Origin of the sequence: Aquipuribacter sp. SD81, assembly GCF_037153975.1 — a bacterium.
GTDB lineage: Bacteria > Actinomycetota > Actinomycetes > Actinomycetales > JBBAYJ01 > Aquipuribacter.
The window spans coordinates 1-16,034 of record NZ_JBBAYJ010000027.1; the positions used below are offsets into that span (position 1 = coordinate 1).

A 16,034-nucleotide genomic window follows, 5' to 3' on the forward strand; every position below is an offset into this window, starting at 1 on the left:
CCAGCGCCTCGGCCGCCGCCGGCGCCTCGGCGGCGGCGCCCGTGCCGCCCGCCGACGGCGCCGGGTCCGTCGCGGCCGTGGCGCCCGGCAGCGCCGCCACGAGGCTGGTGGTGAGGACGGCGACGGCGGTCGCGCCCAGGACGGTCCTTCGCATGGTGTGGCACCCTTCGGGACGGCCTCGCGGCCGAGGTAGGTCGAGGTGGGGTCCGACGGTCCGGTGGCCTCCGGTGTCCGGAGCCGACCGTCGGGCGTCGTGGGCCCAGGGCCCCCGACGGGGCCGTGGCCCTCCCTGATGGGACCACGACGGACCCGCCCGTGTCCGGCGTTTCGTCACACTGCGTCGGTAACCGGTCACGCACGCGTGTCGCTACTCGAGGAGGCCTCCCGCGACCGCCTCGGCGAACGCCGTCTCCCAGGCCCGCATGGGACCGAGCGGCGTCCCGTGCCACGCGTCGTGGCCCAGCACCGACCACGCCGGGCGGGGGGCCGGGCGGGCCAGCGTGGCCGAGGACACCGGCTCGACCACGACGTCGGGGCGCCCCGCCGCCGCCACGACCGCGAGCGCGAGCCCGTGCCAGCTCACCTGCCCGGTGGCCGTCGCGTGGTACGTCCCGAACGGCACGCCCGCCACCACCGTGTCGACGACGCGCTGCGCGAGGTCGCCGACCCACGTCGGCTGGCCGACCTGGTCGTCGACCACCTGCAGGACGTCGCGGGACCGCGCGGCACGGGCGATCGACCGCGGGAAGCACGGGTGCCCTGCGCCGTACAGCCAGGCCGTGCGCAGCACCCAGGCCCGGGCGCCCGAGGCGGCGACCGCCCACTCCCCCGCGGCCTTGGTCCGTCCGTACGCCGAGGCCGGGCGGGCGGGGGCGTCCTCCGGGTACGGCACGGTGCCGTCGCCGGCGAAGACGTAGTCCGTCGACACGTGCAGAAGCGGCACGCCGGCGCCGGCGCACGCCCGGGCCAGCAGGTGCGGTCCCGTGGCGTTGACCGCGAAGGCCGAGGCCTCCTCGGTCTCCGCCGCGTCCACCGCCGTGTGGGCCGCGGCGTTCACCACGACGTCGTGGGCGCCGACGGCCGCCCGCACGGCGGCCTCGTCGGTGACGTCGAGGTCGGCGCGGGTGGCGGCCGTGACGTCGTGGCCGAGCGCCGTGAGACGCCGGACGACCTCGCTGCCGAGCATCCCGGACGCCCCGGTCACCAGCCAGCGGCCGGGCGCTGCCGGCGGAGGTGCCGTGGGTCCCGTCTCGTCCGTCACCGGCATGTCCCGACCCCCGACCCGACCGTGCTGCGAGCGGCCCACCCCGTGTGGCGCCGTGGGCCATTCGTAGCACCTGAGGGCGGACGCCGTCCGCGGAGCACCGGGGCGCCCCTAGGCTCCCCCCGTGGACGTCGAGCAGAGCGGTATCGCCGGGCACTGGGTCTTCACCCCGCGCCGCTTCGCCGACGACCGGGGGCACTTCCTCGAGCTGTTCACGCAGACGTCGCTGCAGGAGGCGACCGGCCGCGACCTGCACCTCGCGCAGACGAACCTGTCGGTGTCGCACCGCGGCGTCCTGCGCGGCGTGCACTACGCCGACGTGCCCCCGGGGCAGGCCAAGTACGTGACGTGCGTCGCCGGCGCCGTCCTCGACGTGGTCGTCGACCTGCGCGTCGGCTCACCGACCTTCGGCCGCCACGAGGCCGTCCTCCTCGACGCGGTCACCCAGCGGGCGGTGTTCGTCGCCGAGGGCCTGGGTCACGCGTTCCTGTCCCTGCAGGACGGCTCGACCGTCGTCTACGCGTGCTCGACGGGCTACAGCCCCGGGGCGGAGCACGGCGTGCACCCGCTGGACGCCGACCTCGCGATCGACTGGCCCACGACGGACGAGGCCGGGGAGCCGCTGCGCCCCCTGCTGTCACCCAAGGACGAGGCGGCCCCGTCGCTATCGGCGGCGCTGGCGGCGGGCGCCCTCCCCGTGTTCGCCCCCGACGGGGCCTGACACACCCGACCTCCCGCGCACCGGGCGCGGTGTTCGGCAGGATCGACCCATGCGCGGCATCATCCTGGCAGGCGGCTCCGGCACACGGCTGCACCCGCTGACCGGCGGCACGTCCAAGCAGCTGCTCGGGGTCTACGACAAGCCGATGGTCTACTACCCGCTGTCCACCCTCATGCTCGCGGGCATCCGGGACGTGCTCGTCATCACGACCCCGCAGGACTCCGAGTCGTTCCAGCGCCTGCTCGGGGACGGCGACCGGCTGGGGGTCCGCATCTCCTACGCCGTCCAGCCGCGCCCCGAGGGGCTCGCGCAGGCCTTCGTCATCGGACGCGAGTTCCTCGCGGGCGAGCCGGCCGCGCTCGCGCTGGGGGACAACATCTTCTACGGCCCCGGGCTCGGCCTGCACCTGCGCCGGTTCAACCCGCTGCAGCGCAGCACGATCTTCGCCTACCGGGTGAGCGAGCCCCGCGCCTACGGCGTGGTGGAGGTCGGCCCGGACGGCCGGGCGCTGTCGATCGAGGAGAAGCCGCAGCGACCGCGCAGCGACCTCGCCGTCCCGGGGCTGTACTTCTACACCGCCGACGTGGTCGACGTGGCCGCGGGCATCACGCCGTCGGCGAGGGGCGAGCTGGAGATCACCGACGTCAACCGGCACTACATGGACCGCGGCGAGCTGCACGTGGAGGTGCTGCCGCGCGGGACCGCGTGGCTCGACACCGGGACGTTCGACGACATGCTCGACGCCGGCGAGTTCGTGCGGGCGGTGCAGAAGCGCCAGGGGCTCAAGATCGGCTGCCCCGAGGAGGTGGCGTGGCGCAACGGCTGGCTCAGCGACGACGAGCTGCGTGCCCGCGCCGAGCCGCTGCTCAAGTCGGGCTACGGCGACTACCTCGTCGGGCTGGTGGAGCGGGGTCCTCGCTGGGGGCCGGGTCACTCCAGCGTGACGGGGTAGCCCGCCCCGCGCAGCGCGGCGATGACGCCGTCGCGGTGCTCGCCGCCACGGGTCTCCAGCTGCAGGGCGACCTCGACCTCGTCGACGTGCAGGCGCGCGGAGGTCCGCCGGTGCCCCACCTCGACGAGGTTCGCGTCGCTGCGCCCCACCTCCTCCAGCAGCCGGCCGAGCTCGCCGGGGCGGTCGGCGATGCGCACCCGCAGCCGCAGGTACCGCCCGGCGGCGACCAGCCCGTGCTGCAGCACCCGGTGCAGCACGAGCGGGTCGATGTTGCCCCCGGACAGGACCGCGACGACCGGCGGCTCGAAGGCGGTGGGCTCGGCGAGGACGGCCGCCACGGCCGCCGCGCCCGCGGGCTCGACGACGAGCTTCGCGCGCTCGAGCAGGAGCACCAGCGCACGGGACAGGTCCTCCTCCGACACGGTGCGCACCTCGTCGACGTGGTCGGCGACGATTCCGAAGGGCACCTCGCCGGGACGGCCGACGGCGATGCCGTCGGCCATGGTCGACATGCGCTCCAGCGCCAGGGGCCGGCCCGCGTCCAGCGACGGCGGGTAGGCGGCGGCCGCGGCCGCCTGCACCCCCACGAGGCGGAGGCCCCGCCCGGCGGCGCGCGCCGCGGCCACCTCGAGCGCGACCCCGGCGAGCAGCCCTCCCCCGCCGGTGCACACGAGCAGGGTCCGGGCGTCCGGCACCTGCTCGAGCACCTCGGCACCGAGCGACGCCTGCCCCGCCACCACGTCGGCGTGGTCGAAGGGGTGCACGAGCACCGCGCCGGTGCGCTCGGCGAACCCGCCCGCGGCCACGAGCGCCTCGTCGACGCTGCGGCCGACGTGCTGCACGTCGGCCCCGTACGCCTTCGTGGCCGCGACCTTGGGCAGCGCCGCGCCGACCGGCATGAAGACCGTCGCGCGGGCACCGAGCAGCGACGCGGCGAGCGCGACGCCCTGCGCGTGGTTGCCCGCGCTCGCCGCGACGACGCCGCGGGCGCGCTCGGCGGGCGACAGCCGCGAGATGCGCGTGTACGCGCCGCGGATCTTGAAGGAGCCGGCCCGCTGCAGGTTCTCGCACTTGAGCCAGACGTCGCCGCCGACGAGGTCGGACAGGGCGCGGTTGCGCACGACGGGGGTCCGGCGGACGACGCCGGCGAGCGCCTCGCGGGCCGCGCGGACGTCGTCGCGGCCGGGCACGGGGGCGGGTGCGCTCACCGGGCGGCCTCCTCGGGCGCCGGGACGGGGCCGGCGGCGGCGTCGGGGGCGGCGGCGACCGGCGGGTCCTCGACCGGCACGGCCTGCGGCGCGGCCAGCGAGCGCACGAAGGTGACCGTCATCGCGAGCAGCGGCACGGCGAGCACCCCGCCCACGATGCCCGCGAGCACGATGCCCGTCGTGATGGCCGTGACCACGGCGAGCGGGTACAGCTCGACGGCGCGGCCGAGCAGGAGCGGCTGCAGGACGTAGGACTCCAGCTGCTGCACGGCGATGACGACGCCGAGCAGGATGAGGGCGGTCACCCACCCCTGGGTGACGAGCGCGACGAGCACCGCGAGCGCGCCCGTCACGATGGCGCCGACGAGGGGCACGAAGGCCCCGAGGAACGTGAACACGGCGATGGGGATGGCGAACGGCACCCCGAGCAGCGCGGCGCCGAGACCGATCCCGACGGCGTCCACCGCGGCCACCACCGGCACCGCCCGCACGTAGCCCGCGAGCGTGCCCCACGAGCGGCGTCCGGCGACGTCGGCGCGCTCGCGGCCCTCGCGCGGCAGCAGCGAGACGAGGAACGTCCAGATGCGCGGGCCGTCGGCGAGGTAGAAGAAGACGGCGAAGAGCGTGAGCAGCAGGCCGGTGAGCACGCTGATCGCGCCGCCGGTGGCGACGAGGGCGCCCGAGGCGATGCCGGCGGACTGCTCGGTGAGCGAGGCGACCGCGGCGGTGATCGTCTCCTCCACCGACGACAGCGGGACGCCGACGAGGTCGGCCACCCACGACAGGGCCTGCTCGAGGCCGTCGGAGGCCGAGGCCCCGAAGTCACCGATCTGGCTCGCGATCTGCTGCGACACGACGGTCACGACGAGCACGAGGAGGGTCGCGAAGACGAAGACCGACGCCCCCGCGGCGACGTAGCGCGGCGTGCGGGCCCGGACCAGCCCCCGGTACAGCGGGCTGAGGAGGGCCGCGACGAGGACGGCCAGCGCGAGCGGCACCGCGACCACGTCGATGCGCCCGAGGACGAGGAAGGCGAAGACGTACACCGCCGCCGCGACGACCAGCAGCCGCCACCCCCACGCCGTGGCGATCTCCAGCGCCCACGGCACCCGCACGCGGCGGGGCGCCCGGTGCGGCTCGGGCGGCGGGGCGTCCGCGGTGGGAGGGGTCGCCATGGGCACATCCTCCACCCCGCGCGCCCCGGCGCCCGGCATGCCTACCGTGGCCCCATGTCCGCTGCCTCCCTGCTGCCGCCCGCGCCGCCGGCGGGCTCCCCGCGAACCGTGGGCGAGCTCCGCCGGAGCGGGTGGACCTCGCGCACCGTCCGCGAGGAGCTCCGCGCGAACCTGCTCGACCGCATGCGCGCCGGAGACCCCGCGGCCGAGCGGTGGCCGGGTGTCGTCGGGTTCGACGACACCGTCCTGCCGGAGCTCGAGCGCGCCCTGCTCGCCGGGCACGACGTGGTCCTGCTCGGGGAGCGCGGGCAGGGCAAGACCCGGCTCCTGCGCACGCTGGCCGGGCTGCTCGACGAGTGGAGCCCGCACGTCGCGGGCTCGCCGCTGTGGGAGGACCCGTTCGCGCCCGTCCTGCCGGCCACCCGGGCGCTCGCGGAGCAGCTCGGCGACGAGCTGGGCGTCGGGTGGCGGCACCGCAGCGAGCGCTACGGGGAGAAGCTCGCGACCCCCGACACGAGCATCGGCGACCTCATCGGCGACGTCGACCCCGTCCGGGTCGCCGAGGGCCGCTCGCTCGGGGACCCCGACACCATCCACTTCGGGCTCCTGCCGCGCACCAACCGGGGCGTCTTCGCCGTCAACGAGCTGCCGGACCTCGCCGAGCGCATCCAGGTCGGCCTGCTCAACGTGCTGGAGGAGCGCGACCTGCAGGTGCGCGGGTACGCGCTGCGCCTGCCGCTGGACGTGCTGCTCGTCGCGAGCGCCAACCCCGAGGACTACACGAACCGCGGCCGCATCATCACCCCGCTCAAGGACCGCTTCGGCGCGGAGGTCCGCACCCACTACCCCGTCGACGTGCAGGCCGAGGTCGACCTCGTCACGCAGGAGGCGGCCGTGGGCCGCGGCGGTGTCGCGCGGGTGCCCGTGCACCTCGTCGAGGTCGTCGCCCGCTGGACCCGTGCCGTGCGCGAGTCCCCCAGCGTCGACGCCCGCTCGGGGGTGTCGGCCCGCTTCGCCGTCGCCGCGGTCGAGACGGTCGCGGCCGCCGCGGACCGCCGCGCCGCCGTCCTCGGCGAGGACGGGCCCGTCGTCGCCCGCGCCGGCGACCTCGAGGCCGCCGTCGCGACGCTGCGCGGGAAGGTCGAGTTCGAGGCGGGCGAGGAGGGCCGCGAGGTCGAGGTGCTCGCCCACCTGCTCAAGGTGGCGACCGCGGAGACGTACCGCGACCGGCTGGGCGGCGCCGACCTCACCGGCGTCCTCGACCGGGTCGCCGACGGCGAGCCCGTCGAGGTCGGCGACGACGTGCGGGTCGACGACCTCCTCGCCCGGCTCGGCGCCGTGCCGGGGCTCGGGGCGCTGTGCGCGCGGCTGGGGGTGGAGGACGCCCCGCAGCCCGCGGAGCTCGCCGCCGTCGTCGAGTTCGTCCTGGAGGGGCTGCACCTCACCCGGCGGCTGGCCAAGGACCCGGTCGGCGACGGCCGGGCCCGGTTCAGCGCCCGGCAGCGCCCCCGCGCCGTCGGCGAGGACGGCTGAGCGCCGTGCCCGCGCGCGACCCCCGGCCCGGTCGCGGGTACCGCTACGGCGCGTGGCGCGGCGGCGCCGACCCGCTCGCGCCGCCGGTCGACGTGCGGGCGGCGGTCGACGAGCTCGGCGAGCGCATCATGCACGGCGAGGGCGCCGCGGAGGCGCTGCGCAACCTGCTGCGCGACGGGCCCGGGGACGGGCGCCGTCCCGGGCTGGACCGGCTGCGCGCCGACGCCGCCCGGCGACGGGCCGAGCTCGCGCGGCGCAGCAACGCCGAGGGCGCGCTCACCCGGGCCCGGGCCCGCCTCGACCAGGCGCTCGCCGCCGAGCGCTCGGAGCTGGGCGCCCGGGACGACGACGACGCCCGCTTCGCCGAGGCCCGTCTCGACTCCCTCCCCCGGTCCACCTCGCGCGCCGTCGCCGAGCTGTCCGACTACGCCTGGGCGTCGTCGGAGGCCGAGCAGCTGTACCGGCAGGTCCTCGACGAGCTGCGCGAGGAGGTCCTCGACCACCAGTTCCGCGGCATGTCCGAGGCCCTGCGGCAGCTGGGCGAGGGCGGGGGCGACGGCGCCGCGCAGGAGGCGCTGCGCGCGATGCTCCGCGACCTCGACGACCTGCTCGCCGCGCACGCGCGCGGGGAGGACACGACCGAGCAGTTCGAGCGCTTCATGGCCGAGCACGGCGACCTCGTGCCCGGCGACCCGCGCAGCACCGAGGAGCTCGTCGACGAGCTCGCGCGTCGCGCCGCGGCCTCGCGTGCGCTGCTCGACCAGCTCTCGCCGGAGCAGCGGGCGGAGCTGTCGTCCCTCATGGACCAGGCCCTCGGTCGCGACCCGGGTCTCGCCGAGGCGATGGCCTCGCTCGGGCAGCGGCTCAGCGAGCTGCGGCCGGACCTCGCCGGGCCCCGCACACCGCTGCGCGGGCAGGGGCGGTCCGGGTACGGCGAGGCGGCGGGTGCGCTCGCGGAGATCGCCGACCTCGACGACCTCCTCGACTCCCTCGGCCAGCGCCACCCCGGCGCGACGCTGGACGACGTCGACGTCGACCAGGTCGAGCGCGCGCTCGGCCGCACCGCCGCGGAGGACGTGCAGGCGCTGCGCGAGCTGGAGCGGGCGCTGCGCGACCAGGGCTGGCTGACGGGTCCCGCGTCCGAGGCGCGGCTGTCGCCCAAGGCGATGCGGCGGCTCGGTCAGAGCGCGCTGCGCGCGGTGGAGGACCGGCTGAGCGGCGGCGCGGCCGGTGAGCACGCCGACGCGCGCGCCGGCAGCGCCGGGGAGCCCACGGGGGCCTGGCGGGAGTGGCGCTTCGGCGACGAGCAGCCGCTCGACGTCGTGCGCACCGTGACGAACGCCGTGCTGCGGACCGCGGCCGAGCCGCCGGGCGAGGACGGCGCCCCCCGCGGCGCCGTCCGGCTCGCGCCGGTCGACATGGCGGTCGTCGAGACCGAGGACCGCACGCGCGCCGCGGTCGCGCTGTGCGTCGACCTGTCGTTCTCGATGGTGAGCGAGGGCCGCTGGGCGCCCATGAAGCGCACGGCCCTCGCGCTCGGCCACCTCGTCGAGACCCGCTACGCCCGTGACGCCCTGCAGGTGATCGGCTTCGACCGGTACGCGCGGGAGATGACGACGACGGAGCTCGCCCACGTCGAGCCGGCGTTCGTGCAGGGGACGAACCTCGCCCACGCGCTGTCGCTCGCGCGCCGGCACGTCGGGCGCCACCCCGACGCGACCCCCGTCGTCCTCGTCGTCACCGACGGCGAGCCGACCGCGCACCTGGAGACGTGGGCCGACGGCACGGGCGGCGTGCAGAGCGAGGCGGTGTTCAGCTGGCCGCCGCTGCCGGAGACGGTGGAGGCGACCGTCCGCGAGGTCGACGCCCTCACCCGCATGCGCGTGCCGGTCGACACGGTCATGCTCGGCGACGACCCGGGCCTCGTGCGCTTCGTCGACGCGATCGCCCGGCGCAACGGCGGGCGCGTGCTGTCCGCGGACCCCGACCGGCTCGGCGGGGCGGTCGTCGCGAGCTACGTGCGGGCCCGGCGCCGCCGCTAGGGCCCCGCTCCCCCGAACCCGCCCCGCGTCCGGAGCAGGCGTCCTACCCTGGCGGGAGCCGCACGCTCCGGCGCGACGGGCACACCCGCCCCGGTCCCGGTGGCCGCGCGGGAGGGAGGTCGTCATGCGCACGGGCGACGTCCCCGGGCACGGCGCCGACGCACCGCGCCGTCGCTCGCGGACCGCCCGGCTGCTGCGCCGCACCGTCGTGGTCCTCGTCGTGCTCGCGGTGCTGCTGGGCGTGGGCGTCGCGGCGGGCGACGTCGCGCTCCGCCAGCGCTACGACCGCAACATCGAGCGCTTCGAGGACCCCTTCGTCGCCCTCCCGGAGGCGGAGCGCCCGCCCGCGGTCGAGGACCCGGCCGTGCCGGGTGACGCGCGGAACTACCTGCTGCTCGGCAGCGACAGCCGCATCTCCGCGGGCGACGCGTCGCAGTGGGAGTACGGCGCGCAGCGCACCGACGCCATCCTGCTCGTGCACGTGCCGGCGGACCGGCACGCGGTGTACGTCGTGTCGCTGCCGCGCGACACGTGGGTGGCGGTCCCCGGGCACGGCGACGCCAAGATCAACGCCGCGTTCTCCTACGGTGGGCCGGCGCTCATGGTGCAGACGGTCGAGCAGCTGACCGGCCTGCGGGTCGACCACCTCGGCGTCGTCGACTTCGAGGGCTTCGTCGCCATGACCGACGCGCTCGGCGGTGTCGAGGTCACGGTGCCCGAGACGACGCGGGACATGCGGGCGGAGTTCCCCGCCGGCACGTACACCATGGACGGCGAGCAGGCGCTGGACTACGTCCGCCAGCGCTACGGGCTCGACGGCGGCGACTTCGACCGGGTGCGCCGCCAGCAGAACTGGATCCGCGCCGTGCTCGGGGAGGCGCTGAGCCGCGACACCCTCACCAGCCCTTCGACGCTCGACGCGTTCCTCCTCGCCACGACCCGCTCGGTCGCCCTCGACGAGGGCTTCGGCAGCGGCGAGCTGCGCGAGCTCGCCGTGGAGCTGCGCGGGCTGCGCCGCGACGACCTGACGTTCCTCACGGTGCCGACCGACGGCACCGCCCGCAGCGCCGACGGGCAGTCGATCGTCGTGCTCGACGAGGCCGGCGCGGACGGGCTGTGGGCGGCCATGCGCGCGGGCACCGTCGACGAGTGGCTCGCGACGGGCGACGCCGACGTGCTCGGCGACCGCGTCGACTAGGAGCGCCGCCGGCCCACCCGCCCCGGCGCACCCCCGGTCACGGTGCGGTACAGCCGGGCGCGGTGGGAGGCGGGGGTGCCCCGCACCCAGCCCGGGTCGGCGAGCAGCTGCTCGAGCAGCAGGGCGCGCCCGTCGGCGTGGAAGCCGGAGCGGAACCACGCGTGCGCCCGCGCGGCGAGGTCGCGGGCCGCGCGCGGGTCGGCGTCCAGGCGCGCCACGGCCGCACCCAGCTCCGCCGGCTCCCGCACGACCACGCACGGGAACGGCGGCACCTCGTCGTCGACCTTCGCGATGATCGGCACGCCGCTGGCCGCGAGCTGCACGACGCGGGACGGCACGGCGAACACCCCGAGGTCGGCGAGGCCGGGGAAGTCGTACCGGGTGCCCGCGTAGTCGGCGAAGCGCTGGCTCATCGTCACGCCGTAGCGGGCGCGCGCCAGCACGCGGGCCACCTCCCGGTCGTCGGCGGCCAGGGTGCTGGGCAGCCCCGACTGGTCCTCGGCGGTCTGCCCCACCACCGTCACCGGCGCGCCGGAGGCGCGCAGCCACTCGTGGCGCCACCGCTTGACGCGGGTGTGCGTGTTGCCGAGGAACACGGTGCCGAGCTCCGGCCCGGCGCCGCGGTAGCGGCCGGGGGCCAGGCCGACGGGCGGGAAGGCGACCTCGTCGGTGAAGAACGGGAAGCTGACACCGTGCACGCCCGCGCCGGCGTACAGCTCGAGCTCGGCCTCGCCGCCGGTGTGCAGGGTGACGTCGTACCACGGCGCCCGCCTCCCCGTGCTCGCGCGGAACAGCACCGGGTCGTCGGGCAACCAGCCGACCGTGACGACGCCCCGCGCGCGCAGCCGGGCGACCTGCGCCTGCGACAGGGTCGCGACGCGCGGGGTGAGGGCGGCGTCCGGGCGCCACGCCAGCACGTCCTCCAGCGCCGCGTCGACGCGGGCGACGTCCTCGGGGTCGCTCGGCGCGCGGTCACCGTGCCACAGCGCCCCGGTGGTGAGGACCTCGTGCCCGCGGGCCCGCAGCGCCCGCTCGAGGCTGGAGAGCACGTGCCGCTCGAGGATGTCGTCGACGAAGGCGATCCTCACCGGACCACCCGTCCCGCGACGCGGCGGACGACCCCGAGCGCGCGACGCCCCGCCGTCGGCGACGGCAGCGCCGCCGCGGGACGCGGGGAGGCGGAGACCGGCTCCGGCTCGACGGGACCCTCGGCGTCGTCCGGTCCGTCCGGCGCGTCCCGGGCCGGGACCCCGCCGCCGACCAGCACACCGTCGCCGGCACCGTGGCCGGCACCCTCGGGCCACGGCGGCACGCGCAGGGAGTGCACGAGCACCGCCCCGGCGCGCCCCCACCCCCAGTCCTCGCAGTCGCGCAGCGCGGTGCTGCGCACCTCCAGACGGCTGCCGTCCGCCGGCGGCGTCCACGCGCACCAGACGGTGCACCGCTCGTCCCAGCCGGCCACGTCCTCCTGCCACACGACGGTCCCGTCGACGAGGACCTGCACGGCCATCCGTCCGCGACGGGCGCGCCGCTCGGCGAAGCGGGACTGCAGGACGACCTCGGCCCGCACCGGGGCGCCCCCGGCGACGTCGAACTCGACACCCGCGTGGTCGCCGCGACGCGGTGCGCCGTCGGTCAGGTGCACCCGGACGCTGCCCCGGACCTCGCGGAGGTCGCCGCCGGGCGTGCGGTCCGGCGCGCCGCCGCCCACCACGAGCCGACCCGAGGACACGGGGACCACGGTCGCGAGCTCGGCCGCGGTCATGCCGGCGGGTCCCGTCGGCCCGGTCGGGGCCGTGGGCGCCGGCGCGCCGCTCGTGGGCGCGCGGCCGGGGAAGCGGATGGTCTCGGCCCGTCGCGGGGCGGCGGGGGCCTCGACGACGCGACGGGCGAGGGCCAGCAGCCCCTCCGTCGAGCCGGCCTCGAGGAGGGCGACGGCCTGCGCGGCCGGCTCGGGCAGCGTGCCGCCCTCGGCGAGCGCCCGGTCGACGGCGCGGGCGAGCGCGGCACCGTCGTCCGCGGCGACCGCCTCGAGGTCGACGACGAGGTCGTCGCGACCGAGCTCGGCGAAGTGGCGCCGCACCTTCGGGTCGTAGGACAGCCCGACGACGGGGACGCGCCGGCGGTGGGCGAGCAGGCACGCGTGCAGCCGCATGGCGACCACGGCCCGCGACGCGCCGACGTCGGCGACGAAGGCGTCGGTGCCGCCGCCCAGCGGCACCATCTCCACGTCCTCGGCGCCGGTCACCTCCCGGAGCAGCGCCGCGGTGACGGCGACGTCCTGCGGGGCCATCGGCAGCCCGACGAGCCGCTCGCCGCGCGCGACGAGGTCGCGCAGCACCCGCACGAGGGCGGGCCGGAACCCCTCGGGCGCCGCGGGCCACGGCCGCGCGTTGACTGCGACCGCGCCCGGCGCCACGCGCGGGGCGACGTCGGCGACGGGCAGCCCGTACACCGGGTCCGGGTGCGTCCCGACGGCCGGTCGGCGCCCCGGGGCGGCGACGTCGCGCAGCAGCTGCGCGGACTCCTCGTCCCTCACGTCGACGCTGTCGGCGAGCTGCACGAGGTGGTCGACGAGGTCGCGCGCGCCGGGGTCCGTGAGCGGTCCGGCGCCGATGCCGTACAGGTGGAACGGCCGGCGCAGGATGCGGGCGGTGAGCGCGAGCGGCAGCAGGGAGCTCGGCGAGCCGTGGGAGGAGGCGAAGGTGCCGACCACGCCGCCGTTGGCCTGGAACGTGTAGTCGTGCAGCAGGCCGCCGCCGCCGAGCACGAGCGCGTCGCAACGGCCGAGCACCTGCTCGACGCCGGGCAGGTCGAGCCGCGACACCGCCGGCAGGCCGTGACGGCGCAGTACCGCGGCGGGGTCGTGGCCCACCACCTCGACGGCGGCGCCGGCCCGCTCCAGCGCCCCGGCCACCGACTCCAGCAGGAGGTCGTCGCCGACGTTCCCGGCGCCGTACCAGCCGGCGACCGCGACCCGCCGGGTGCGCGCGGCGGGGCCGTCGGCGACGCGCTGCCGCCACTGCTCGATGCGGGCGCTGCGCGGGTCGGCCTGCGGCAGCGGACCGCCCAGCAGCTGCTCGAGCAGCGCCTCCCAGCGCCGTTCGTACAGGTGATCGCGCACGAGGCGGGCGAAGGCGGCGCGGCGCATGCGCTCCAGGCGGTCGGGGTCGGCGACGAGGTCGCGCACCCGGACCTGCAGGTCGGCGACGTCGGTGTAGCCGAGGACCTCCTCGTCGTAGGCGAAGTACCGGCGCATCTCCTCGAAGGTCTCGGTCGCCACGACCGCCCCGGCGGCCACGGACTCGAACACGCCGCACTTCACGTTCACGTAGCCGGCCTTCGTGCCGGGGAAGTTGACGTGGACCGCGCCCTCGCGCATCGCCTGGACGAGACGGCTGCCCGCGACGGTGCCGACGCCGGGCAGCTCCCAGCCCTTGCCGTAGACGCCGACGTCGAGGGTCTCGGCCAGCGCGCTCATCGCGGCGTTGCGCTCGGGGCGCCGCACCGCGTGACCGACGCAGATGACGTCGTGACGCAGCTCCGGGGCGCGCGGCACGTGCTGGACGGCGAAGGCGCGGTCGATGCCGAAGCCGAACAGCGAGGTGCGCACGTGCCCGTCGGCGAGGTAGGCCTCCAGCGCGAGCACGGCGTTCGTCGTGTGCCAGTCGAACGCGTCGACGTGGTCGACGACGCTGTCGCGGACGTCGGGGTCCGACAGCGTCATGCCGAGGCTCAGCACGCCGCGCTCGGCGAGCCGGTCGGACTGCTCCGCGGTGAGCACCACCCCGCCCGCGCACAGCACGAGCAGGTGCGGGCGGTGACGGGCGAGGACCGGCTCGAGGGTGTCGAGGTCGAGCAGGACCGGGCCGTAGCCGCCGTTGTAGCGCTCGGGGTCCGCCAGGACCTGCGGGTGCGCCGAGGGGTCCACGTGGACGACGTCGTGGCCGAGCTCGCGCAGCGAGCGCAGCAGGCCGGCGACGATGTCGGTGGCCCCGTTGTCGAAGCGGCCGACGAAGACCACCCGCAGCGGCCGGGCCGTCGTCGTCCCCGCGGCCTCGAGCGCGCGCCGCTGCTCCGCGACGGGGGGCAGGTCGTTCGGCTCAGACATCGACGTGGGCCTCCGCGGGTCCGTAGAACTGCACGAGCGAGGTCCCCGGCAGCAGCTCGGGGCGCAGCCCGTCGGTCTCCCGCCGCCGCAGGAAGGAGAAGCGGTCGGTGGCGACGAGGTCGACCCCCGCCGCCCGCGCCCGCCCCACGAGGTCCGCGGCCGGCTCGTCGCGCGTGGTCGCGGCGTCCGCTCCCGGCTCCGCCGGGGGTGCGACGAGGTCGGCGAGCAGCGCCCGCGGCAGCAGCAGGGTGCCGGGCTCGAGCGCCTCGACCGTGCGGTGCTCCTCGCCGGGGTGGCGCAGGACGGTCGCGCCGGTCGCCTCCAGGTGCACGTAGTGGGCCCGCTTGCCCAGCACCGCGCCCGGCGCCCACTGCGCGGCCGCCACCTGGTCGGCGAGGTAGCGCGGCGCGTAGTGCCCGAGCTCGTCGAGCACGGCCACGAGGTCACCGGTGAGGTGGTCCGCGGCCCGGTGCAGCGCGTCGGGCAGCGCCTCGGCGGTCGAGGACGGCACGAGTGCGGGCGGCGCGAGGCCGGCCCGGCGCGCGCGGGCGACGAGGTCGGCCGGGTCGAGTCCGGCGCCGCGGTCCAGCACGACGAGCTCGACGTCGCGGTGGGTCTGGGCGCCCACCTGCTGCAGGACGCGGGCCAGGCGGTGGCCGCGGGTCGCGGGGACCACCACGGTGACGCACCGCCGGCGCTCGGTGACGGGCAGCCCGTGCAGGCGCGCGAGCTGGTCGACCCGGTGGGCCCACGTGTGGTGCGCGAGGACGTGGCGCATGGCCCGGTGCGCGAGCCGGTCCCGCAGCTCCGGGCTGCCGAGCAGCGCGCGGAGGGCGTCGGCCCCGGCCTCGCCGGCCGGCACGAGCGTGAGGCGGCCCGCGTGCTGGGCCTCCAGCGCCGCGGCGTCCGGGACCGCGACCGCGACGGACGCGGCGCTGGCCTCGACCGCGGCCCGCAGCGCGAGGTCGGGCAGGCCGGGCCCGCCGCGGGCGAGCACGACCTCGTGCGCCCGGTACACACCCGGGAGCCGGTGCGCGGGCACGGACGCGTGCCGCAGGCCGTGCAGCCGCTCGGGCCCGGCGCCGGGGTCCGGCGCGAGGTCCGCCGCCGGGTCCACCGCCGGCTTCCCGGCGGCCACCGCCGCGTGGAGCACGTCGGGGCCGGGGTCGGCCACCGGACCGGCCGCGTCGTCCTGCACGACGCTCACGAGCTGCGGCCGGTTGTCCTTGCGGGCGCCGACGAGCGTCGCGAGCCACTCGTCGGGCCCCTCGACGTCGTCGGCGAGCGCGGCCCCGAGCAGCACCGCACGGCGCGCCGCCGGCACGGGCGCGACGAGCGGGTTGACGGTCCGGGGCTGCACGGCCATCGCCATGACGTGCACCCGCTCGTGCCCCAGGCTCTCGGCCAGCTCGGCGGTCGAGGCCGGGTCGACGGTGAGCACCGTGCCGAACAGCCGGGCCGTGGCGAGGTCGTGCCGCCACCCGTCGGGGTCGGTGAGCCACAGCACCGTCGGGACGCCGTCGGCGGCGTGCCCGCGGACCAGGCGGCGCAGCGCCGGGGCCGGCTCCTGGCTCCCGGCCGGACCGCGCGACCACGGGGCGCCTCGGACGGCCGTCGCCTGGACGAGGAGCAGGTCCGGGCGCCGCGCGGGCAGGCGCCACCGGCGGGCGGACACGGGCACCTGGCGGCACTCGGGGTCGATCGCGGCGCGCAGCCAGGGGTCGAGGAGCGTGGCGACGCGCAGCGGTCGCCGCGGCGCGGTCGGGGGACCTGCGTCGTGCATGCCGACCTCTCCCGTCCTCCGCCACCGAGCCGTCCCGAGCGTAGTGG

The 16,034-nt window shown here is 77.4% G+C and carries 11 protein-coding genes; 5 read left to right on the top strand and 6 right to left on the bottom strand.

The genetic code is table 11. The features are described 5' to 3' along the window. Positions 1–367 precede the first annotated feature (367 nt). Positions 368–1,267, bottom strand: coding sequence for a dTDP-4-dehydrorhamnose reductase (rfbD, locus tag WAA21_RS15015; RefSeq protein ID WP_336923639.1), 900 nt, complete (start codon positions 1,265–1,267; stop codon positions 368–370). A gap of 121 nt (positions 1,268–1,388) precedes the next feature. Here rfbD and WAA21_RS15020 point away from each other — a divergent pair, with 121 nt between their 5' ends. Together WAA21_RS15020 and rfbA are read left to right on the top strand one after the other, a co-directional pair. After that, positions 1,389–1,985, top strand: a complete 597-nt coding sequence (locus tag WAA21_RS15020; RefSeq protein ID WP_336923640.1) for a dTDP-4-dehydrorhamnose 3,5-epimerase family protein — start codon at positions 1,389–1,391, stop codon at positions 1,983–1,985. A 49-nt stretch (positions 1,986–2,034) separates the two neighbouring features. Beyond that, entirely contained in the window at positions 2,035–2,937 is a 903-nt protein-coding gene (gene rfbA, locus WAA21_RS15025) for a glucose-1-phosphate thymidylyltransferase RfbA (RefSeq protein WP_336923641.1), read from the top strand. Here rfbA and ilvA read toward each other — a convergent pair. Both ilvA and WAA21_RS15035 read right to left on the bottom strand, forming a co-directional pair. After that, positions 2,916–4,145: a threonine ammonia-lyase gene (gene ilvA, locus WAA21_RS15030; protein ID WP_336923642.1), complete on the bottom strand. Its 1,230-nt coding sequence runs from the start codon at positions 4,143–4,145 to the stop codon at positions 2,916–2,918. The two genes, rfbA and ilvA, sit on opposite strands and share 22 nt — an antisense overlap. Further along, positions 4,142–5,320 carry an AI-2E family transporter gene (locus WAA21_RS15035; protein WP_336923643.1) on the bottom strand — a complete coding sequence of 393 codons (1,179 nt, stop codon included), beginning with the start codon at positions 5,318–5,320 and terminating at the stop codon, positions 4,142–4,144. The genes ilvA and WAA21_RS15035 overlap by 4 nt, the downstream gene beginning before the upstream one ends. 54 nt (positions 5,321–5,374) lie before the next feature. Here WAA21_RS15035 and WAA21_RS15040 point away from each other — a divergent pair, with 54 nt between their 5' ends. The 3 genes from WAA21_RS15040 (at position 5,375) to WAA21_RS15050 (ending at position 10,093) form a co-directional block, all read left to right on the top strand. Then, on the top strand, positions 5,375–6,853 hold the full coding sequence (locus WAA21_RS15040; RefSeq protein ID WP_336923644.1) for a magnesium chelatase: 1,479 nt from the start codon (positions 5,375–5,377) through the stop codon (positions 6,851–6,853). A gap of 5 nt (positions 6,854–6,858) precedes the next feature. Continuing rightward, a complete protein-coding gene (locus WAA21_RS15045; RefSeq protein ID WP_336923645.1) occupies positions 6,859–8,895 on the top strand; it encodes a hypothetical protein in 2,037 nt (678 codons plus the stop codon). Positions 8,896–9,019: 124 nt separating this feature from the next. Further along, positions 9,020–10,093, top strand: coding sequence for an LCP family protein (locus WAA21_RS15050; protein WP_336923646.1), 1,074 nt, complete (start codon positions 9,020–9,022; stop codon positions 10,091–10,093). On the opposite strand, the gene WAA21_RS15055 is transcribed toward WAA21_RS15050, so the two are convergent. The 3 genes from WAA21_RS15055 to WAA21_RS15065 are packed head-to-tail and all read right to left on the bottom strand — an operon-like array spanning position 10,090 to position 15,987. Next, complete coding sequence (locus tag WAA21_RS15055; RefSeq protein ID WP_336923647.1) at positions 10,090–11,181, bottom strand: glycosyltransferase family protein; 1,092 nt, start codon at positions 11,179–11,181, stop codon at positions 10,090–10,092. The two genes, WAA21_RS15050 and WAA21_RS15055, sit on opposite strands and share 4 nt — an antisense overlap. Next, a complete protein-coding gene (locus WAA21_RS15060) occupies positions 11,178–14,204 on the bottom strand; it encodes a polysaccharide pyruvyl transferase family protein (protein ID WP_336923648.1) in 3,027 nt (1,008 codons plus the stop codon). The genes WAA21_RS15055 and WAA21_RS15060 overlap by 4 nt, the downstream gene beginning before the upstream one ends. After that, positions 14,197–15,987, bottom strand: a complete 1,791-nt coding sequence (locus tag WAA21_RS15065) for a glycosyltransferase family protein (protein WP_336923649.1) — start codon at positions 15,985–15,987, stop codon at positions 14,197–14,199. Before WAA21_RS15065 ends, WAA21_RS15060 begins: the two co-directional genes overlap by 8 nt. Between the last annotated feature and the right edge of the window lie 47 nt (positions 15,988–16,034).

Excerpts from the sequence above, each read along its gene's own strand:
- rfbD (WP_336923639.1), bottom strand. The coding sequence starts at position 1,267 with ATGCCGGTGACGGACGAGACGGGACCCACGGCACCTCCGCCGGCAGCG.
- rfbA (WP_336923641.1), top strand. The coding sequence starts at position 2,035 with ATGCGCGGCATCATCCTGGCAGGCGGCTCCGGCACACGGCTGCACCCG.
- WAA21_RS15035 (WP_336923643.1), bottom strand. The coding sequence starts at position 5,320 with ATGGCGACCCCTCCCACCGCGGACGCCCCGCCGCCCGAGCCGCACCGG.
- WAA21_RS15040 (WP_336923644.1), top strand. The coding sequence starts at position 5,375 with ATGTCCGCTGCCTCCCTGCTGCCGCCCGCGCCGCCGGCGGGCTCCCCG.
- WAA21_RS15050 (WP_336923646.1), top strand. The coding sequence starts at position 9,020 with ATGCGCACGGGCGACGTCCCCGGGCACGGCGCCGACGCACCGCGCCGT.
- WAA21_RS15060 (WP_336923648.1), bottom strand. The coding sequence starts at position 14,204 with ATGTCTGAGCCGAACGACCTGCCCCCCGTCGCGGAGCAGCGGCGCGCG.
- WAA21_RS15065 (WP_336923649.1), bottom strand. The coding sequence starts at position 15,987 with ATGCACGACGCAGGTCCCCCGACCGCGCCGCGGCGACCGCTGCGCGTC.